We start from the raw sequence: 20,925 nt of genomic DNA on the forward strand, positions 1-20,925 counted from the left end.
ATAATTTAATTAGTAGCAAGGTTCATGTAAAAATAACAAATACAGATGTTTTGTTGTTTGGGGTTTACATGGCTGAAGATATTAACGATATATTATATGATACTGATGATCTAAAAAAAGAAAAGGTTAATGGAGGCTTTTTTGATTTTATAAAAGCATGGTTTTATAATGACATTGAAAGGCATATGTTTTTTGAGGATGAGATTATTGTTGCTCAAAAATTAAAAACAATAGATGTCATGGCTAATACTTATGCTGTAGAAAGAAAAAAATATTTTGAAAAATTTTTGAAGGACTCGCATAAACAAAAAGGAATTCTTACAAGAATTAAAGATAGAGATTTTGCTTTTTATAAAGATCCTACTAGAGTTAAACTGTGGAGTAGTATTACTGATACAGAAGTTTATAATTTTTTCATAAAATCAAGTGTCAACCAGATGCTTGGTGGTGGAAATGTAGCGCAATTAACTTCACTGCCAAAATTTAAGTTTAATGCTAAATTAACAGCGTCTATTAATAGTGAAAATGCTTCAGCTGCTGCGAGTCTTGTTGCTGCGGGTGAAAAAAGCTTTATGGGTAGCTCTTGTATAAATATCTGGTCTAATTTACCTATATTCGATAGTGAAAGAGGAGATGTTAAATCATTTATACCTCTATACCTTAGAATGAGTGGTAAAGCATCATCAGCAATGTTTAGTTACAATGTTGATATTAGTGCAAATACAAGTAAGTTGAACTTTACAGATTCGAAATCTTTGGAATTGCTAGATAATTTTAAAGGGAATGTGAATCTTAAACTAGTAACAGCAAAAGGCTCAAAAGAAGCTAAGAGCTTTGTTTATACACCTAAATTTAAAGAAGACTATAAACTTTTGAATGAATTAGGCTTTGTTTTGAATACCCCTGATGGTTCATATAGATACTTAGTTCCTAAAACTAGAGATGGTCTTGATTTAATTAGAGAGTATACATATCCTGAGATTGAGCAGATTTATTTTGGTAGAAGTGCACTCTCTGGTTATTCAAAAAGTAATTATGAAAAACAGAGCCTAGGTATTGAGAAAAATGGTGAAGGGCTCATGACTCTTGCGGTAAGTTCTAAAGATTATGAAAATCCATTAATTCAAGTAAAGACTTCTACTAACACTGCGAGCTTTGATCTTTTATCTGGCGAAATAAAAGGTAAGATTTTGGCAGATAATTTGATAGGTTTTGCAGATGCTAAAGGTTCTGTAAATAAGTTTAGAAATCAGGTTGATTCAATTATTAAAAAGAATATAGGTGAAAGTTATGAGTCACCTTTTAAGATACCAAACTTGTCTGAGTTTAGTGATATGGAGATTAAGGCAAGATTTGGACTATATTCTAAACAGTCAGCATCTAAGCTTAGAACGCTAAGAATTTCTATACCTATGACTACCAAGATGTTAGATTTCAATCAAACATCTGGATCATATGATATAAAATCGGGGATGGGATATTCGATGGCTCAAAGAAATGATTTGAAAGGAGCTATTGCATATAAGCAAGGGTTATTAGAAAGCTCAGCACAGAGACTATTAACAGGTGAGAATTTAGATTTAAAGAATCAGTTGACATCAACAGCTAAAGATTTGACAAAAGACTATGTTGATTTTGGTAATTATGCAAAGAACAAGGCTGGTTCGATGATGGAGAGTGTTTCAACTGCGGCCCAACAAGACTTTGATCTTGCTAAAACAACAGGAACAAGTGCATATGGAAGTGCTCAAAATATATTGTCTAGCATATATGATAAAGGGGGTACTTTTGATTCGATAATAGGGTCTCTAAGTGAAATATATAAGCTTAAAGGAAATCAGTTAACTAATATTGACTCTAATGAAATTCTTAATGTATTGTCAAAAAATTCCTCTTTAGCTAATTTATCTGGTAATGTTGGGGCGGATTTAAATGAGCTTAAGTCAAAGTTTAAAGACATTGCATCTTTAGATATAAAGAAAAAAGCTTCTGAGGCAATATTATCAACTAGTCAGCAACAGTATAATCCTAGTTTTAATAAAGCCAAAACATTTAGTAGCCCGGATTCATTTTATGTCCAAGATACTCTGATTAACTACTCGCAGACTCTGAAAAAAGAAGAATTTAAAGATCAGATGTCTGTAATAAATGTAGTAGAGTTTGATGATAGTAGTGACTTACCTATATTATTTAATCTTTGTAAAATGATGACTAGTGAGTCAGGAAAGGAAGAAGCTAAAAATTTTCTTAGTAAAAAAGAAAATTCAGAAAAGACAAAACAATTTGTTGAATCTTTAGAAAATAGAGCAACTGTAATAAGTCCAGAATCAAATATTAGTTATACTTCAATAAATGTGTTGTGTAATAAAGGAGCTGGCTCTGTTATTACGGAAAATAATAAAGCATCCTCAGTTTCTTTGGGTTCTACTGTGAGTTTGGCAGAATTCAATAGAATGTACGCTCTTAATTCTAGAGTATCAAGGGTTGGTGCTTCTCCCCTTGAAGAATTATCAAGCTTCTCAACTAGAAAAAACAAGTATAAAGTAACATTTGAAGAGTACTTTACAAAGCTTACAGTTCAGCGATATATTGAAGTTATGGGTGTGGATGATGAAGCTGATTTCATCAGGTCATTTGTATCACCAATGATGGAGTGTCAAAAGAAATTGCTAGATAATCTAGTGATTTTGAATAAAGAAGCTAAATGGAAGAGTAGCTCATCTTTTAAAAGTGTATTCTCAAGTAGTGATAACTTCAGTTTTACTGGATGGTTGAAAGATAGACTTCCTGGTTTTGATTTCGAATTATCTCAGGAGTATGCATATTTTACAGGTTTAGTAATCAATTTTTCTATTGAAGAAGATAGTTCATCATCTGAAACAGTAATCAAACTTTGTAGTATTATCAGATCTTTAGATAAGCTTACAAGAGGGTTCTATTTGCTATTAAGAAGAATGGCAAAAAATAGAAACTCAAGAGTTGGATCTCATGATGTTTCTGAAAGTCATCTTAATATGGTTAAGCAGATATTAACATCGTTATGTGAACCATATAAAAATTTTACACAAAAGGTCGAAGATACAGAACTCTTGTCTGCATTAGTTAATATGTTGAATTTTATGGATAGTTTTGTTGAGGTACAAAGACTATGTGCTTCAATATGTGTACCTAGTGACTCTTTCTTTGCTTTAGTCAATGATAATAAAGACTTATTGAGAGATATTTGTTATACGGTTGAAAAAAGTGGAGTTACAGGAATTGTATTTGAATCAACTTTTAGTTATTCTTCAGAACTTTTTGGCTCAAATAATCAAGATATGAAACTTAACATTAAGAGTTCTTCTATTAAATCTAGTGATGGTAAAGTAAATGAGTTTACCAGCATTGATAGAGATGCTAATACTGAAGCTGTATTACAGAATATTTACGATAACATCGCTAAGCTTGATGAACAAGATTTAGACAGATTATTTAGAGGTTTTAGGATATTAAAACAAGAAAATTCAACAAATACTGATAAAACTGGTTTTAATATAGGATTAACATATGACCCAATAACTAATGATGTATCTATTGATGTTAATAAAGACAATGAAAACCTTTACTCATATAGCAATATGAGTAAAGATGAATACGTTAAGAAAATTAAAAATATCGTAGAGGCAAAAGTGGCGCTTAATCTTGGTTTTGAACATGAAGAAGTGAGAAGTTCGCAAGGATTTAGTGTTTTAGCAACAATACCTGCTAAAGGATATTCTATTGATGATTTAAATAGAGTTTATAGACCAATGATTTGGGTTTGATTTTAGCTGTAGAAAGTATTGTTTTACAGCAGATGATAATGTAGTTTTTCTATTAGAAAGTTTTTAAACAGGAGATAGTGATAATGGCAAAAAATAAGATTCCAAATTCAAGGTTGATGATAAACTATGAAACTAAGGTGGATGGAGTTCTAAAGAAAAAAGAATTACCTTACAGAGTTTTGGTAGTTGGTGATTTGTCAAAGGGAAGATCGGTAGATGCAAAAAAAGAGTTTACTGATAGAGCTGTTAGACGAGTAAATAATGGTGTTGATAGAGCCTTAGAAGATATGAATATATCTTTTGACTTTGAAGCTCCAAACTTTGTTTCAAAAGATCCTAGTAATCTAAAAGTTAATTATAGAATCCAAAGTGTAAAAGATTTTAAACCTGATGCTGTTGCTAAAAAAGTTCCAGAAATCAGAGCACTACTCGAAATGAAAGAGATATTAGCATCTTTTGCTAAGGATATTGAAAATAATCGCAATCTTAAAAAGACTATAGATATGATTTTTTCAGATAATAATGAGCTAGAAGCTTTAAAGAGTAAGATTCCTGCTTTAACAAACTATACGATTAAAGATTCTGATGATGCAGAAGCTGTAGAATCTCAAGAGTCAAGCAATCAAAAGACAATAGAGGATAAATAGGAGAATTTTAGAATGTCAGAAAATAGTTTAAGTCTTACAGATGAACTTTTAAACAATTTTGGTGGTTCAGCTGAGATTGATAGCGTACTTAAAAATATAGATTTTGATGTTTCAGGTGATGCATCTAAAGTTCTTTCTTTATCTTCAGATTATAATGCTAGAAACCTCATGGCATTATCTCTTGTGTTAGCAAATAATGAAAGTATAAATAACTATAACCAAAAGTATATCCAGAAAGTTATTACGGTAATTGATAGACTTATTGATTTACAAGTTAATGCTATTATATCAAATGATGAGTTTAGATCTCTTGAGCAAGAGTGGCTTAAAGTTCAGGAAGTTTGTCAAGATGACTACGATAATGTAGAAGTAAGTATATTAGATGTTAAGAAAGAGGAATTACAGTATGATTTTGAGAGAAATCTATATGACATATCTAGTAGCGACTTCTTTAAGAAAGTGTATGTTGCAGAATTTGATCAATATGGTGGTGAACCGTATGGTGCGATACTTGGCTTGTATAATTTTGAAAACACTACAAATGATATAATTTGGTTGACAGGGATGGGCATGGTGGCAAAGAATTCTCATGCGCCATTTATAGCATCAATAGACAAGTCATTTTTTGGTGTTAAAGATCTATCAGAAATAACTCACATAAAGAGTTTTGAATCGTTGTTAGAACATCCTAGATATAAAGAGTGGAATGACTTTAGAAACCTAGATGTAGCTGCATATATCGGTTTGACTGTCGGAGATTTCATGTTGCGTCAGCCATATAACCCTGAGAATAACCCTGTTCAATATAAGCTTATGGAAGGCTTTAATGAGTTTGTGGATTATGAGAATAATAATAGCTACTTATGGGGACCTTCATCTATTCAGTTAGTTAAAAATATGATGAGATCATATGATAAAACTAGATGGTTCCAGTATATAAGAGGTGTTGAAAGTGGTGGTTATGTTAGAAACTTAGTATCGTGTGTTTATGACAATAAAGGTGTATTAGAAACGAAGTCGCCATTAAATGTACTATTTGCTGATTATATGGAGTTGTCATTAGCAAATATAGGTTTAATACCATTTGTAAGTGAAAAAGGTACAAGCAACGCTTGTTTCTTTAGTGTGAACTCAGCTAAGAAAGTTGAAGAGTTTGTAGATAATTTTGATTCTGCTAATTCAATGTTGATTGCTAATCTTTCTTATACTATGTGTATATCCAGAATTTCACATTATATTAAGTGTGTTATCAGAGATAAGATAGGAAGTGTTGTAGGTGCTGAGCAAATTCAAAATATTCTTTCAGATTGGATATCAGAGTTCGTTACTACTGTATATCAACCAACACCTTTAGAGATGGCAAGATATCCTTTTAGGAATGTTTCTATTGATGTTAAAACTATACCAGGTAAACCAGGGTGGTATTCATGTAAAATAAATGTGATTCCTCACATTCAATTTGAAGGTATGGATACTACAATGACTATTGATACTAGGTTAGAACCAGAATTATTCGGTGCGAATAATAACTAAAAACAAGGAGAATGATTATGAGCGAGATGATAACAAGACAGCAAGTGACAAGTGGTGAAACTATTCATGTTAGGACTGATCCTACAGCATGTATAGGATCTCATCCAAATCGTAGATTATTTATAGACTCATTTACTATGGCAGGAGTAAATCTTGATAAAAATATTGTTGCTATAGAAGGCGGAGAGGATGTTACAAAAGCAGATTCTGCAACTGCTGCAGCGAGTGTTATACGCCTATCTATAACTCCAGGCTCTATAAATCCAACAATAAGTATTACACTTGGAGCTTTGATTAAATCAAATACTAGGACTTTACTTGAAGGTGCTGTATCAAGTATATTACAAGCAGGGGCAACTGATATGAAAATAAAATTGGGTAACTCGAACAAAAAACAAGAGTACAAAACAGATGATGCTTGGGGCATTATGATTGATATATCTAATTTAGAATTATATCCTATTAGTGCAGAAGCATTTAGTATAAAAATAGAACCAACTGAACTTATGGGAGTTGCGAAAGATGGTATGAGATATCATATAATATCTATTGATGGACTCACAACTTCACAAGGTAGCTTGCCTGTATGCGGTGCTGCAAGTACTGATAAAGGAGTTGCTAAAATAGGGTACATAGCAGCTGCATAGTAAATAGGAGTTATATTATTAAAATGTTTCTCGAAAGGATATATTGGGAAGATGGTCTAAGATTAGACAGAGATATCTTAGATCAATCGAATTTGTCTATTTTAGAAAGGTCAAAGTCTGCAAATTATTTGCCAGCTAATCTTAATAAAGGTATCGTTAGTTTCGATTTAGATATAGAGAGTTTGCAGACGGGACTTATTCTAATAAAAGATCTTGTATTGTACTTAGATGAAAAAACATTTATTTTTTATGATAAATGCTATCCTCTATCTTTGCAGGTAATGACAGATGAGTTAACTAATGATATCTCTCTATTCTTAAATGTTAAGGAGAAGATAGTTGAAAAAGAAGGTGTTAAGTACATATATAATCAACTATCACTTTCATTAGAGTATGATTATAGTGTTAAGTATAGTACGCAAATTGCATTATTTAAGTTAGATAGAGGCAAGTTAGTATCAGATACATATGATTTTCCTTTACTAACTCTTAATCACTATTTGATGCATGATACTTTTATAAAGCTCAATAGAATGGTTTCTGAATTAAAATCTTTCAATCGTTTTGTTTTCTCAACCTCAAGATCATATGCTGCAATTTTACTTGTATTCTTAATTAATAAATTAGAAAGAGAACTTAAATTTGCTGAATCTAATAAGTTAAATAGTTCTCCTAAGCAAATATTTGATCTAATTCATGATATTTATAGTTTAATCCAGCTTAACTTAGATAAGGTTGAGGATGTTGATAATATTGAGTTTGATTTTTATAAATCTATAAGGAAGATAAACTTATTGGCTGATAGATTATTGACTCTTTGTGAATATAGAAAAATTAATAACTTTATTAAATTTGAACTGCAAGGAAAAAAATATTTATGTGAAAACTTCCCCGAAGAGTTTTTCGTTGCTACTAGGTATTATATTTTCATCAAAAGAAAGGCAATAGCTCCAGCTAATGTAAAATTTGAAAATAAAAAAGCTATGAGAATAACAAGTATAAGTAGAAATAAAAACGTTGTAACTCTCTCTCTTTCTGGAGTGAAACTCGTTGAAGTTGAGTACTCTATGATGAATTTTACAACACGGGTTGATAATATTGATGCAATATATGAAATTCAAAAAGGCTCGGAATGGGACTTTATACTTGCGGATAGTAGTGCGGTTTTTACAGCCTTTGAAGGTAGTGAAAACTTTGATTTCTTTATAGCATTTACCTAATAGTAGTTTTTGTTATAGGTATGTGTCACCAATATATTTGTTATTGGGCTTATTATTTTCTACAGTTATGTTTAGTTTTATTCTTATTGAGTTATTTCTAATATTTTTTTTAATTATCTTAATTCTAGTCTTTATTCGCTTCACATCATTATGATTTTTATTTAAAAGAACTATATTTACTTTAATTAAATATATAAAGGAAGTTATATATCCACCAAGATAGATATTGCCAATATTTTTTTGCCCAACAAGAGAAGGAGATCTTTTGATTTTAACTAGTTCCTTTTCATAGTTTATGATAGTACAGTAATCTTCACTTAAAGCTTTATATAAAGCATTTATTGTATTATCAATAGTAAACTTAGGGGCTGCTTTAATATAAGAGTTGCTTTGAGTTAATCTATGTAATTCCTTAGTTCTTATAATATATCTATACAATAAGGATCCAATACCATACTCTAATACTTCAAGAGCTAAATTGTTATTATCATTGATGTACTCCTGATATCTTACCTCTAATCCAGCAAAAGGTTTGAGTTTGAAAACATTTATATCAATATATATATGTTCTTGTTTTCTCAAGATTCTAAGGATAGTAGCTGCTGTTGTACTATCCATTAAGATTGGTTCAAATCTCATATTTTTAGTTTGAATATTGTAGACTGAAAAAATTCTAAGAAGATGATTCAGAGAAAGTTTATGACATATTCTATTTAAATTTTCTATATTCATAAATTATTTATATGCTTTTAAAAGTTAAATAGTTTATTTAAATCATCATCACTAATATTGTCATTATTAGTATTTTCAACATCATCCTCCGAATCCATAATATTTTGAGGATTGTTCGTAGTTTTCTTAATCTTTGTTTTTATATTTATATTCGACTTATGGGCATCTCTATCTTCTAATATTTTATTATTTTCTCTATATTGCTTTTTTGCTTCAGAGTTTGTTTCATAAAAATGATCTTGAGCTAGTGATGATGAGTTATTGAGAAAATTATTTTCGGGCATTCTTTCAAGATTATCTAAAAACTGGTTATAGTCAATTTCATACATTTTTTTTGCTACGCTCCATTGAATACTAGATGAGTAATAGTCTATATTCTTATGTATATCGCCAATGATTGGAGCGATCTTTTTGTATAATGGAAAAAAAACTTCAGGGAAATATTCTTTAGGATCAAAGTTGGCTAATAAATTTTGGATATCATCATAAACTATGGATGTCTCAAATATTCTTTGACTATCTACTAGGCTTTTTAGTACTTCTATTTTCTCAACTAGAGACAGCCACTTTTCAGAACCTTTAGTATTTGCCATTGTAGCTGGTTTGACTTGTTTACTATTTGTTTTTACCTCTTCAGTTGTTTGAATAGGTACTTGTTCATCATTCTGATTTTTTTGTTCCTCAAGAGTAAGTGTGTTTTTGAGCTTATTTAATGTTTTACTAAGTTGTATTTTTAAATCAGAATCATAAATTAGATTATTATCATCAAAAAAGTCTATCAGTTTATTTATTAGGTCTATAATATTATCTATGTTGGCAGAAGATATAATTTCTAAATTTTTAATTTCACTAAGGTTAGCATCAACTATAATTAAGAACTTATTTATACCTTTTTCCGCTAGTTCATTTTTTTGTTTAGAGTCTGAGGGACTAATATTATAAAATTTGCTTTCTAAAATTGAAAAATAACTCTCAATAATCTCAGGAATTTTGTTAATTTGATCTAAAGTCAAACATATTTCTGAATTTAAGCAAAGGAATAAACTGTATATATCTATGCTTTTTGTGTCATTAGTATTAGTAACTACTCTCTCTATAAATTGATCATACTCTGCGTTTTCATATTTTGCATGAATTTGCATATTACTGATAAGATTTATTCTATCTTGGGTCTCTAAGTCTATGTTATTTAAAACTGATATTAATTTACTCACAGCAGTCTCCTAGTATTACCAACTTAAAAAAATTAATAAACTTACAAGGAATAGGGTAACAGGAACACCAAATCTTAATAAGAGTTTCGCAATTTTGTGATATCTTTTCGGAGGAGTTGGACTATTAGACGTATCAATAAAACTAATTGAGTCAACTACAGATCTATCTATATGTTTAATAACTTCTTTTTTATATGCAAGGAAATTATGGTTATAAATATTTTCATAGTATTTACCATAAAAATCATTGTTAAGAATTAGTGACACTGTTTGATAACATAATTGTGGATAAATATTATCTGATAGTAGGTTATCAATTATTTCAAAAACATATTCGCCACCATCTTTTCTATCGTAGTATTCTAATTGTAATAATCCCCAAGAAATACCACTTCCTGATTCCTCTTTTAGAATCATTAATTTTTCATCGACATACGCAATTATTGGAAATGTTATGTATTTACATATTGTTTCACTATATTTTTCTAATAGCTCTTCTTGAAGAAAAAATATACTTTTTCTAATATTGTTACGATAGTATGCAATTTGTTCATTATCAACATGCTTTTCTTTAGTGATTTCTATTGTACTTTTTATAATGTCTAGAATAATTTCTATTTCTACAAAATCTGCCATTTTTATATCCTTTATCAAGAGTTATTCAAAACAATTTTTTTTATAAAGCTAAAGGTATTTTGGTTTATGAACTTACATATAACACCTATAAAAAAATCTAAGAAATATTTATATTTCTCGTTATATCTATCGCTTGTGGTTAGAATTAGTTCGTTAATTACCGAGTCTAATTCTACTTTATCCAATAGACTTGATAGTAATGATATATTATTATCATCAGTCTTTAAAAGTTTTGCTATAGCTAGAAATGTTGTTTTTGAGTACATATTCCTAGATATAATCATATCTACCATATTAAACATATCTCTAGAGTTGCTGTTGTAGTTTTCTATAGCTTTATTTATAAATATTGGAGAGATACTTGAGTTTATAGATGTTATTGCATTTGAATTAATTTCAATAAGATCAGAAACCTCAGCTAATTGTGTCCATGTTGTATAAGTATGGATTTTTGTTTCTAGTATTTTATTATCAAGTTCAGGAAAAACGATGCTGTAATTTAGTGATTGAGTATTTCTATTGAGGTAATATTCATTTTGACCCGAAAAAAGAAAACCATCGAAAGAGCAGGGTTTATTATTTTCATATATAGATAATACTTCTATTGCTTGGGCATTGTCTGTTTGATGATGTTTAAGTTTACTATCTGATAAGTTCAATGTAGTAAATGTAGCACTTGAATAATCATCAAAACTATTAAATATAGGTACTAAGTTTGCTCTAAACAGTGAGGATAGTTTTTCTTCACTAAAATTATCGGTTTTAATATTGAAGCTAAGATCTATTTTTTTTAAGTTGTTGTGCTTATATTTAAACAGATCTTTAATTCTTATATTGAATCCATACATCAAACTAGGGGAGTGAATATTGAGCACTAACTTTTCTGTAGGTTTAAGTTGTAGGTTAATAGGCTCTGTTGTTATATCTTTAGTCGTATAGGAATAATCAGAAAATTTAATTTTGACAGAGCTATTACTTACTAATATTTGATTAAAAATATACGTTGCAAAAAATGGATCTTCTTCACATAATCTAGGATCTAGCCAAATAGTAATATAGTCATATTCAAAATTATTCTCAAACTCTAAAGATACGTTTATTAAAGTATCGCTTTGTTTGATTGTAGTTATATTTTTTAATGGTAAGATAAGACTTTCTGATCTAGTTGTATATGTTAAAGATCTATTAGTTCTCTTATCTTCAATAAAAAAATATTCTTGAGGACGAATATAGTAACCATTATGACCTTTATCTTTTATTTCTAATAAACACGATTTGGGGAGAAAATAATATAAACTACTATAATATTTGAATAAGAGGCTGTTGCTATAGTCAGAAATTCTTTTATCAAAGTCAACTTTTATATCGATACTTAATTTATCAAAAGTTTTCTTTAAAATAGCAGCATCATTTGTACTTAGATTATTTTTTATTTCACTCATGTTTGTACCTTTTAAGATGTTTTTACATTAATTTGTCCACTACTTATGAAGTTAACAATGCCTCCAGGTGCAAAAGTACACATTGCTTTGCTATTCATAGTATTTATTGGTGCTCCTTCTAATAGAGTGGTTGGATTTGTTGGTATAAAAGGAGAAAGATTCGGTATACAAACCCAAGGAAAAACAAAAGGGTTCATTGTTGGATTTGCTGGGTTGGTACATCCTGCAAAAGGAAGTATATTAGCCCCAAGTTTAGAATCAGTAATATTTGAAGCTGGTAAATTACCTGCTAGTGTTTTTATCCTTGTGCTTAAATAGATTCCTGGTGCAAGACTAAATGAACACTTAATTTGCGCAGTCATCGAAGGTATCAATGTGGAGGCACTACTTGACAGATTAAGCTTTGTTGGATTTAGTAATGTTTTTATATTATTAAGTTCTGATATTAGATTCGAGATTGAGTCTTTAATATCTTCATCATTGTTAGATATAGCTTCTAATCGTTTTAGTGAGTCATTTATAATATCTAGCATTACACACTCCAGTAAGCTTCTTGCTTATTTTTTAATTTATCGATAATTGGACTATCTGTAATCTCTTTAAGTGCTAATAAGTAATTATTCGAAAAAGGAGGTAAATCATGTACTCCGATGAGAGTAGGGCATTCATAGCATGCTTGATTTAAAAGAAAGATAGTTAACTCCTTGGCTTTTGCTTGTGCGCTTTTATAATTGGTACTAGCAATATTTTTATTTATTTTTACAAGGTGTTTATCTATATTTATTCCTTTATTGTTAGATATAGATATTTTAATTTGTTTATATGTTAAAAAGTTTTTTTTATCAATAAAAAGACTAAGTTTTTCTATTCCTCTTTTTTCCTTGATTATTTGTTGTTCGGCATCTTTCAGTAAAGAGTAATTAGATTTCAGTAGTGGATATGTTTTATGGATTTCTTTTATGGATATATTTATTTTTTCAGGATTGAAATCCGATTTTTTTGCTATTTCTATAGCAATTTTTTTTAGATGTTTTTCAAATTCGACAAAAGGGTATATTAATTTTAAATTTTCATCAAATAAGGCAAGGTTTATAGATGTGGCTATCTCTAATAAAGCTTGAAAATATTTATTGTATATTTTGTTTAATAAATTTGCTGGAGACTCATTTATAATTTTTTCAATAAGATTATTATGATAGTCATCTACGAATAGTTTTTTGTAAATATCTTTTTCTTGATTAATCATCTTGTATAAGGTTTCTTCATCAAAGATAATATTTGGGATGTTTTTTAGATTTAGTATGAGTTGTTCAAACGATTCTGCTTTAGATGTACTTGTCGCAGTACTTTTGTGAAAAAAAATATCCTCTAAAGAAAAATCATTAAAATATTGGGATATACTAAAAATTTGTAAGTCTATAAAGTCGATAATTTTCTTTAAATTCTGTGAAGCTTGCTTTTCTTGTAGAGATACTAATGAAGTATTGATAATGTCTATTTTTGTTCTATCATTAATAATATTTAACTTATTAGTATCTTGTGTTGATGAATAAAAAGCTCTTAAAAGTATAAGATCAGTAGCCAAAAAAGCATCAGCTTTATAAAGACCATTTTTGATTACATAAGCTAAATTTAATAAGCTTAATATAGGATTTTTTCTCAATGGCAAAAAATTATTTAGACTTTGATACTCTTTTACGAAACTCTTGAGGATATGAAAATATTGTTTATATTCTTCTATAAGATTTTCAGAGTTAGGATTGTGTATGGTTTTGATGTATAGCCGTATAAGATTATCATCATAATTCCATGAACAATCAATTTTTAAAATATGCAAAAATATAGACTCTAATTCGTTAATTTCTTTGGCTTTTGTAATTTCTATTCGATGTAATATATCTTTATTGATTGCCAGTTTATAGTCATTAAGTAATTTTTTTAAATCTTTGAAATGGCTTATAAAGAATTTAGTATCAGTACAGTCTAAAATACTATCGCTAACCTTTAATATCTGCTCACAAAATCTTTTTGATGTATCAGACAATATAAGATTCGTTGAATATCTAATATCTTCAATAAGATATCTAAGATTGTACAAATCAAACTTTGTATAATTATGCTTATCTTGAAATTTGATAATATTGTCGATAGATTGTTCAATTGTACTTACTCTAAAAGATCTTTCTTGATCATAGTATAAGTCAATATTTTTAAATAAAGTTTCAAAACCTTTATTAACGATATTATCCAAATTATCCATAAGTGTTATCCAACCATTGTTGCTGCAGAACCTTTAATGCTTGCTGTAGCACTTCCTTTTATATTCACATTCACACCTTCAGTATTTAAGCTCACATCAGCTTTGATACTAGTGTTTAGACCTTTTATCCCAATGTTTTGTGATGCTTGAATATTGGTATTAGCAGTGCTTTTTACATTAATGGTTGCAGACTCTATAGAAATGCTTGAGTCATCAAGCACAATAGTCGAATTGCCTATTTTTATCACAATTTTGCTATCATTAAGCATGATACTTGATTTTTTTGTAGCTAATAATATTTCTTTTTCCGTTATTGAAATTTTTGAATCTTTAACACTTTCGGTAATTTGTTTTTCAGCTGTTGACTCTATTGAGTCTGTTGCGTTGTGAGAGATTTTTCCTGAGGATTCTAATTTAGTAGTACAGCCTTTTGACTCATCTTTTATATCTATGAGTAACCCTTGTTCTTCTAGGTTGAAAATATGGTCTGCTTTTGACATAACAGTGTCCCCTTAATCTTTTTCTATACTGCTATCATTTTTAATAGTAAATTCATTTACAGAGTCTGAGCTTATTATGTATTTCCAATTTTCAATGCTTTTATTATCAGGCAATATGAAATACAAAGCATAGTCTTTACTATCTTTATCAAGTGGGAACTCATTGTCTCCAATTTTTAGATTTAACACTTTTACATTATCATCATATATTCTTTGAGAAATTGATTGGTAATTATCAGAGTAGAAAGTGTTTTTGTTAGGCTTTGACTCTAGGACTATTTTTGTTTTAGGTATATTGTTGTTGATATACAGACCATCACTTGCACAACTACTAAGGCCTAGAGCTATAACTAGTATCAATGAAACCTTTTTAAATAAGTTATTGTACATCAGTATCTCCTTGTTTCTGCCAACCTAATACTTGTAAGAATTTTGATTCGATTTTAAAGCTTACAGGATATGTTTTACCATTATGCTTAACTTCCCATGTGCATATATTACTTTGATCACAGTTTGCATCTTTGATTGCTTTTAATATAGACCACTTACCATGATAGCTTATTTGATCAGTGCTGCCATCTTCAAATTTTATAGTTATAGTTGTTGATTCAAGCGAGTTCCAGTTATAACTAATTTCCATACTATTTGAGTAAGCTATATTCAAAGAGTTAACATAGTTTTGTTTATCTAGAATGATACTAAAGAATGTATAATCATTATCTTTATTTGGTATAGGAGTTATCTCAAATTTGATAGGTTGAGGATTTCTCTTTTCATCCCATAATAATTTATTCAATAAGTAGACTTTGTTGTATTTATTTAGATAATCTACCTGCTCAGAAGTAGTAAAATCATTACTGTACCACTTATCATCGGTTTTATTATAAGATAGTAATGGAGATAATTGCTCTACAAACGCTGAGTATATATAACCATTACTATCAAAATCTTTGGTTATCATTTCATTCGTCGCTATATTATTACTATCCTTATTAAAAGGGAATTGACTATTTATAAACTCATACTCAACATTAACTGTATTATCGAGTTTAGTAATAGCGTCCTGTATAGCAATTGTTTTGATGGTATCAATAGCAACATCAATATGCTTTTTCAGTAATTTATACAAGTTATTGTTGTTTGGATTATTTATTTCTGAAAGGTCAGAATAAACTTTTTGTAGAGGTTTATATCCCTGCTTAATTTCTTTATAAGTAGCTGAATAACCTTGCTCTCTTATTAAATTGTTTAATTGTTTATAGACTTCTCTATAGTCAATATAATTTTTTGATTTAAGGTATTCGTCATTCTCTTTAAAATAATTATCTACAGGTGTCCAAAGTGAAACATCATTCTGTTCTTTAGAATCATTTTGTTTGCTTAATTTAACTATTTTTCCATAGAATTGTTGAAGCTTATTGATTTTTTTAGTTGGATTTGTTTCAGATTCATCGCTTACTAAATCTGTATTTGAGCTATAGAACTCTATTAAACTATTGAAAGAAGAGTCTTTCGATGACATAGCTAGCAAATAAAGATTTAGAGCATTTTTATTCGAGATGTTTTTACTAAATTCAATATCATTGTTGAGTCGATCTATCATTCTATTATAAGAATTTATATATTTTGCATTGTAATTGTTTATAGAGCTCTTATAAATAGCAATCATAAAGTCAGGCTCTATGTTAAAGTTACTTTTAAGATTATTAAGAAGTCTATCGAATTTTTTGTTGATAGGCTCTATGTTATCTTTAATATATTCTTTTGAATAAATAGGCGATATTAATATTTTTTTACTGTAGAAATTAGGTGCAAATTCCATATACAGTTTCTTACTTACAGGATTTATTAATGGAAGTTCATCTTTGTTATATGTAGAATTGACGACACTATTTAGAACATAATTTACTAGAGAAACGGTTATCGATCCTGTTTGCTCTTTGCCTTCATCGGTAACGTCATTAGCATTTTTTTCTAAAGATTTTACTAAATAATAAATGTGATCTAGCATATCACTAAAGCTTTCAAATTTTCTTTCAGTTTCTTCTTGATTAAATATTAGAGAAACACTTTTGGTGACTGAGCTTATATATGATGAATTACATAATTTTTTTGATGATGTGTCAAATTGTTCTTGATACATTGAGAAAATGTTATTTACTTCAATTGGTATTATGTAATTATTTTTTAAGTCTAGTATGGAGTTGTCGATGGTACATTTATACAGGTATTTTATATATATATCATTGATGAATTTCGCTCTTTTAGTATTTGATATTCCTAGATACTCAGCATTGAAGCCCTGTGTACTTAAATAACTCTCAGAATCTTCTCCTACAACTAACAGGCGATTTGTATATAACTTATTAGCTCTACCAATAGCAGTTTTAACTGTTTCAACTTTCAAATCGCGATTTGTATACTTGATTACAACCTCTAGCTGCTTTTCGGAGAGGTTTGTAAAGCTGCTTATTATTCTAAGCATACCGTCAGTTTCTTGATTTACATCTTTATTATTTAAATATTCAAAAAATATTAAGAATGATGTGACCATTGATAAGTCATAGGAGTCATTATACTTTGGTAAAATTACATTCTTTAGTAGAGCATTAGCATATTGCTCGTAAATAAAATGATATTTTATTGATTTTGGATACAAAATATCAAGAAGCAAAGTATCATCAATTTTTTTTCTAGCCTCTTTTAAAATTTGATGAGCATTAATTTCAGATGAAGGATCTAAGTTTTTTATAGAGATCTTATCTTTCAATCCAATCTGTTGAAAAATATTAATAATAAATATACAGCTAAATAGTAGAGATATTAAATTAATGATAATACCTTTGGGAGAACTACTAAAAAAGATTGTATCTCTTTTAGCTATTATGTTATCTGGTATATTTAGACTAAAGTTAATAAATACATCCTTGTCAATTGATTTTAACTGAGGGTAGATGTTTTTTAACGTTTTTCTTATTTGATTTAATATTTTAATATTATGATATTTATCATCAACATCATCTTTATGGCTAAGGATTTTTAAGAGTATAGCTTCATCAACATTATTTGAATTTTCATTTGAAGTTAATTTGAATATTGACTTCTTACCAATAGCATTATTATAGCTTTGGTAATGTTCAGATGATGTATAGAAAGATATAATAAAGTTTTTTAATCTTAGTTTTGATAGTTCTTTATAAATTTCGTTTATATTGTTATTTTCGTGAGTATTAGAGATATCAATACAAAAATTAAGCTTATAAAATTGCAAGTTTAATTTACTTTTTAACTTATATAAGCTTGAAAGATCATCGTTTGCGAATAGTAATGAAGAGTTATTTTTATCAATAACTATTAGGGGTAATTCATCATTATCAATGATTTGAGCATCAGGCTTTATTTTCATTATATAATCTTTTGCTGCTAAATAGTCTCCATAGAATATATATAGCTCGCCCAAGTTATTTTTTATCTTATTTGTTTTAATAACTGATTTTGCCCGTTTTACAATTTTTGAAATAGGTTTTCTATTAGAAGATTTTGATGCTTTTAGCCATCTTCTTATAAAAAAAATACCCATAACTGACAATATAATTACTATTATTGCTAGAGAAATTATTAATATTTGATGATTTTTTATAAAAGTCATATTTTAATTCCCTTTTGATTTGTATCTAAGAAAGATCCCTTTTTTATTGTTTATTAAAAAAGAATTCTCACAAGCTTCATTTAGTTGAGTTAGTGAGAATGTCTCGCCATCACTTGTTTGTGTATATGCCATTTCACAGTTTTCTTTAGCACCAAGAAGTTGCCTTTGTAAAAGCTGTTGCTGTGCTTTTTCTGTTGAAATTGCTGAATTTGAGATTAGTTGGATTATTTCAGCACTTTCAAGTGATTGAACCTCAATTAAGATAATATCATCATTTCTAAGAGGCATAAATTGGTTGTTAGCAGAATTTATGTTTACCTTCATAGGTAGGTATATAATTGGCTTTTCAGAGGATTTATCAGGCAATATCTCTTTAGCGATTTCTACTGCATAAAAAATACTGGTCTTGCTATTTTGTATAATGGAGCTTCCTTTTTCTCCACTTTCTTGAAATTCTGAGAGTGAGCTTTCTTCAGGTTTATAGTTTTTAAAGAATTTATAAGCTTTTTTTGAATCGTTATTAACGTTTTCTCCGATTGTTATTTTGCCGTTAATATAAAATCTATCAAATGTTTCATAGTTAGGATACTCGGGAGCTATATTACTATAGCTTTTAATTCTATATGTCACTAAATTATCGTGAGTTCGATTAAGAATTTTTGTAAAAGCTATTTTCTCATATACATCTGATTCAGAATCAGTTTTGTAATGTAACCTATCTAGATTCTTGTATAACTCTCTAGTGGTATATTTACTTCTTGAAAATGATAATTTTCTTTCATATATAAGTAAATTTTTTATAGCTGTCGTTCCTAAAAGAAAACTATTATCATTTTCTAGCTTGGATAAACTAATCTCACTATCCATAAATGGAAGGGTGTTTTTTGAGGTTAATAATATTTGAAACTCTGAAGAGCTAACTTCTTTATTTTCATTGTTACTATTTTGTAGGTATTGTACGGCTTGGAAATTATCTTTATATATTGATGAGAAAGCTTTTGCTGAGGCATTAGAAGTTTTTCGTTCTTCTTTTCTTTTGTTATTGATAGTTATATCAGGAGAGATGTCATTTTCTTTAATATAGAGATTCGGTTTATTAGCTATTAGAGATTGTTTTTTAAAGCAGCTTATATCATAAGGAGATAATTTAGTTTTTAAGTTCTCATCAGAGTTTGAAATATTATTTTGTAAGGAGTTATCTACTTCATCGACAACATAGTATGTTACCTTACCACTTTTCTTGTCACAGAAATATTTTAAGTAGCTTTTATTCTGCTCAAGTTGATCAATAAAAAAATCATAAAAACTTCTATTCACTGTTGAAATGAATACCTGAGGTATACGGTTTTTTAAGCTATCACTTTTGTTTGTATCTAGAGAGAATAAACTATTAAAGAAAAAGTTATCTTTAAAAATATCATCCAAACTTTTATTGATATCGATATAAGAAGGCTTGTGTTTTGACCAAAATGCTTTCAAAGGATCATGAAATTTTATTTTAAATTCCTTTACACCTGAAGAAATGTTTTTAGAGTAAGAGTAAATGCTATACTCAAAATCTTCATTGATATCCACATTGTTTGAGTTAAATCCCACGACAACAAATCGACTTGATCTAGTGTGATGTTCTTTCTTAGAGTCTTTCTTATAGAAATTGAAACTATCATTAATTTGAATATCTATCAATATGGGCTGATTTGGGATCAATAGAAAATCAAAATCCTTATGATTATTTATATATGCTAAATTAAAAGTTAAGTCTCCACTTATTCCATAGATATTTTCACATATTTTTAGATTTTTAATATGTGAGTTTTTGAGTGTAAGAGAATTTTGTTTAAAGTATTGTTTGTTATTTGTAGATATGAAGTTAATGTTTTGAACTTCAAAACTTTCATTAATAGGTTTTATATTTATTACAAATTCTTGTTTTTGTATTACTGAGTTGTAGGCAATATATTTTGAAAGAATATTTTTTAGTTTATTAAACTGTTTTAGAAGAGTTTTATTTAAAGAGCTAGATCTTTGAATTGCATTATCAATAATGTTTAGGAGGTTGTCTATTTTTTTGATGTAATCATAAGGTAATTCAAGAATCAAATCTGACTGACATGTCTTCTTTAATTCTGAAATGGCTAACTCTAGGCTTTTGGAATCTTTATTGTTTGAAGAAAAATATAATGTAAATTGATCTATACTGTCTTTTAGTTGAGTAAGTTTACAGTATTGTTGATATTTCCTATATTCAAGTATGGATATGAATTTTTTTTTATAAAGTGTCTTAGTTGTTTTAAGTTGTAAATTAATAACATCAATGTTTTTTAACTCATGAGTAGTTATATAGTCATTAACTTCACAGGCAAGTTGAGCAGACGAAGGGGTGATACTATCACTTGTAACATCGGAAGCTAACTGACTGATTATATTGAGTATATTTAAGTCGGTTATATTACTAATAGTTATCATTGCCTAATTATGTAATTAAAATACCTAGTTGTAAACATTTTACATAAGCACATTGATAATTCTATATGTTTTACAGCTCAAATTTTATTATGTTATAAAACAGGGTAAATATGCTCTAGGGAAGTGAAAAAAACTGTATGAGGAGTGCTTTTTGCAATTGAAATTGTATGTAATTT

The 20,925-nt window shown here is 28.5% G+C and carries 15 protein-coding genes; 5 read left to right on the forward strand and 10 right to left on the reverse strand.

Annotation, left to right across the window (positions count from 1 at the left end):
* Positions 1–68: 68 nt before the first annotated feature.
* The 5 genes from FTPG_RS05250 to tssK all read left to right on the forward strand — a co-directional run bounded on the left by FTPG_RS05250 (position 69) and on the right by tssK (position 7,850).
* Positions 69–3,803: a hypothetical protein gene (locus FTPG_RS05250; protein WP_004287385.1), complete on the forward strand. Its 3,735-nt coding sequence runs from the start codon at positions 69–71 to the stop codon at positions 3,801–3,803.
* Between the two features lie 83 nt (positions 3,804–3,886).
* Positions 3,887–4,450: a type VI secretion system contractile sheath small subunit gene (tssB, locus tag FTPG_RS05255; RefSeq protein ID WP_004287386.1), complete on the forward strand. Its 564-nt coding sequence runs from the start codon at positions 3,887–3,889 to the stop codon at positions 4,448–4,450.
* Positions 4,451–4,462: 12 nt separating this feature from the next.
* On the forward strand, positions 4,463–5,983 hold the full coding sequence (tssC, locus tag FTPG_RS05260; RefSeq protein WP_004287387.1) for a type VI secretion system contractile sheath large subunit: 1,521 nt from the start codon (positions 4,463–4,465) through the stop codon (positions 5,981–5,983).
* A gap of 17 nt (positions 5,984–6,000) precedes the next feature.
* On the forward strand, positions 6,001–6,630 hold the full coding sequence (gene iglC, locus FTPG_RS05265) for a type VI secretion system tube protein IglC (RefSeq protein ID WP_035722451.1): 630 nt from the start codon (positions 6,001–6,003) through the stop codon (positions 6,628–6,630).
* 23 nt (positions 6,631–6,653) lie between these two features.
* A complete protein-coding gene (gene tssK, locus FTPG_RS05270) occupies positions 6,654–7,850 on the forward strand; it encodes a type VI secretion system baseplate subunit TssK (protein WP_004287389.1) in 1,197 nt (398 codons plus the stop codon).
* A gap of 12 nt (positions 7,851–7,862) precedes the next feature.
* On the opposite strand, the gene iglJ is transcribed toward tssK, so the two are convergent.
* The 10 genes from iglJ to FTPG_RS05320 are packed head-to-tail and all read right to left on the reverse strand — an operon-like array spanning position 7,863 to position 20,749.
* The gene (gene iglJ, locus FTPG_RS05275) at positions 7,863–8,582 is read right to left on the reverse strand and encodes a type VI secretion system baseplate protein IglJ (RefSeq protein ID WP_004287390.1); all 720 of its coding nucleotides are present in this window, start codon (positions 8,580–8,582) and stop codon (positions 7,863–7,865) included.
* Between the two features lie 17 nt (positions 8,583–8,599).
* Positions 8,600–9,796, reverse strand: a complete 1,197-nt coding sequence (locus FTPG_RS05280; RefSeq protein WP_004287391.1) for a type VI secretion system protein IglI family protein — start codon at positions 9,794–9,796, stop codon at positions 8,600–8,602.
* A 15-nt stretch (positions 9,797–9,811) separates the two neighbouring features.
* Complete coding sequence (locus tag FTPG_RS05285) at positions 9,812–10,432, reverse strand: DotU family type IV/VI secretion system protein (RefSeq protein ID WP_004287392.1); 621 nt, start codon at positions 10,430–10,432, stop codon at positions 9,812–9,814.
* Positions 10,433–10,446: 14 nt separating this feature from the next.
* On the reverse strand, positions 10,447–11,874 hold the full coding sequence (gene iglH / locus FTPG_RS05290) for a type VI secretion system baseplate subunit TssF/IglH (protein WP_004287393.1): 1,428 nt from the start codon (positions 11,872–11,874) through the stop codon (positions 10,447–10,449).
* An 11-nt stretch (positions 11,875–11,885) separates the two neighbouring features.
* On the reverse strand, positions 11,886–12,407 hold the full coding sequence (iglG, locus tag FTPG_RS05295; protein WP_004287394.1) for a type VI secretion system PAAR-like protein IglG: 522 nt from the start codon (positions 12,405–12,407) through the stop codon (positions 11,886–11,888).
* Complete coding sequence (locus FTPG_RS05300; protein ID WP_035722461.1) at positions 12,407–14,125, reverse strand: hypothetical protein; 1,719 nt, start codon at positions 14,123–14,125, stop codon at positions 12,407–12,409. The genes iglG and FTPG_RS05300 overlap by 1 nt, the downstream gene beginning before the upstream one ends.
* A 14-nt stretch (positions 14,126–14,139) precedes the next feature.
* The gene (gene tssI, locus FTPG_RS05305) at positions 14,140–14,634 is read right to left on the reverse strand and encodes a type VI secretion system tip protein TssI/VgrG (protein WP_004287396.1); all 495 of its coding nucleotides are present in this window, start codon (positions 14,632–14,634) and stop codon (positions 14,140–14,142) included.
* Positions 14,635–14,646: 12 nt separating this feature from the next.
* Entirely contained in the window at positions 14,647–15,024 is a 378-nt protein-coding gene (gene iglE / locus FTPG_RS05310; protein ID WP_004287397.1) for a type VI secretion system lipoprotein IglE, read from the reverse strand.
* On the reverse strand, positions 15,014–18,283 hold the full coding sequence (locus FTPG_RS05315) for a hypothetical protein (RefSeq protein ID WP_004287398.1): 3,270 nt from the start codon (positions 18,281–18,283) through the stop codon (positions 15,014–15,016). The genes iglE and FTPG_RS05315 overlap by 11 nt, the downstream gene beginning before the upstream one ends.
* A gap of 3 nt (positions 18,284–18,286) precedes the next feature.
* On the reverse strand, positions 18,287–20,749 hold the full coding sequence (locus tag FTPG_RS05320; protein ID WP_004287399.1) for a hypothetical protein: 2,463 nt from the start codon (positions 20,747–20,749) through the stop codon (positions 18,287–18,289).
* Between the last annotated feature and the right edge of the window lie 176 nt (positions 20,750–20,925).

It is taken from the genome of Francisella philomiragia subsp. philomiragia ATCC 25015, from assembly GCF_000156715.1.
Classification (GTDB): Bacteria; Pseudomonadota; Gammaproteobacteria; order Francisellales; family Francisellaceae; genus Francisella; species Francisella philomiragia.

Bases quoted from the DNA above. Each gene is read 5' to 3' on its own strand.
- iglC (WP_035722451.1), top strand. From the start codon at position 6,001: ATGAGCGAGATGATAACAAGACAGCAAGTGACAAGTGGTGAAACTATT.
- FTPG_RS05250 (WP_004287385.1), top strand. From the start codon at position 69: ATGGCTGAAGATATTAACGATATATTATATGATACTGATGATCTAAAA.
- tssC (WP_004287387.1), top strand. From the start codon at position 4,463: ATGTCAGAAAATAGTTTAAGTCTTACAGATGAACTTTTAAACAATTTT.
- tssB (WP_004287386.1), top strand. From the start codon at position 3,887: ATGGCAAAAAATAAGATTCCAAATTCAAGGTTGATGATAAACTATGAA.
- FTPG_RS05315 (WP_004287398.1), bottom strand. From the start codon at position 18,283: ATGACTTTTATAAAAAATCATCAAATATTAATAATTTCTCTAGCAATA.
- tssK (WP_004287389.1), top strand. From the start codon at position 6,654: ATGTTTCTCGAAAGGATATATTGGGAAGATGGTCTAAGATTAGACAGA.
- iglG (WP_004287394.1), bottom strand. From the start codon at position 12,407: ATGCTAGATATTATAAATGACTCACTAAAACGATTAGAAGCTATATCT.
- tssI (WP_004287396.1), bottom strand. From the start codon at position 14,634: ATGTCAAAAGCAGACCATATTTTCAACCTAGAAGAACAAGGGTTACTC.
- iglE (WP_004287397.1), bottom strand. From the start codon at position 15,024: ATGTACAATAACTTATTTAAAAAGGTTTCATTGATACTAGTTATAGCT.
- FTPG_RS05285 (WP_004287392.1), bottom strand. From the start codon at position 10,432: ATGGCAGATTTTGTAGAAATAGAAATTATTCTAGACATTATAAAAAGT.
- FTPG_RS05320 (WP_004287399.1), bottom strand. From the start codon at position 20,749: ATGATAACTATTAGTAATATAACCGACTTAAATATACTCAATATAATC.
- iglH (WP_004287393.1), bottom strand. From the start codon at position 11,874: ATGAGTGAAATAAAAAATAATCTAAGTACAAATGATGCTGCTATTTTA.
- iglJ (WP_004287390.1), bottom strand. From the start codon at position 8,582: ATGAATATAGAAAATTTAAATAGAATATGTCATAAACTTTCTCTGAAT.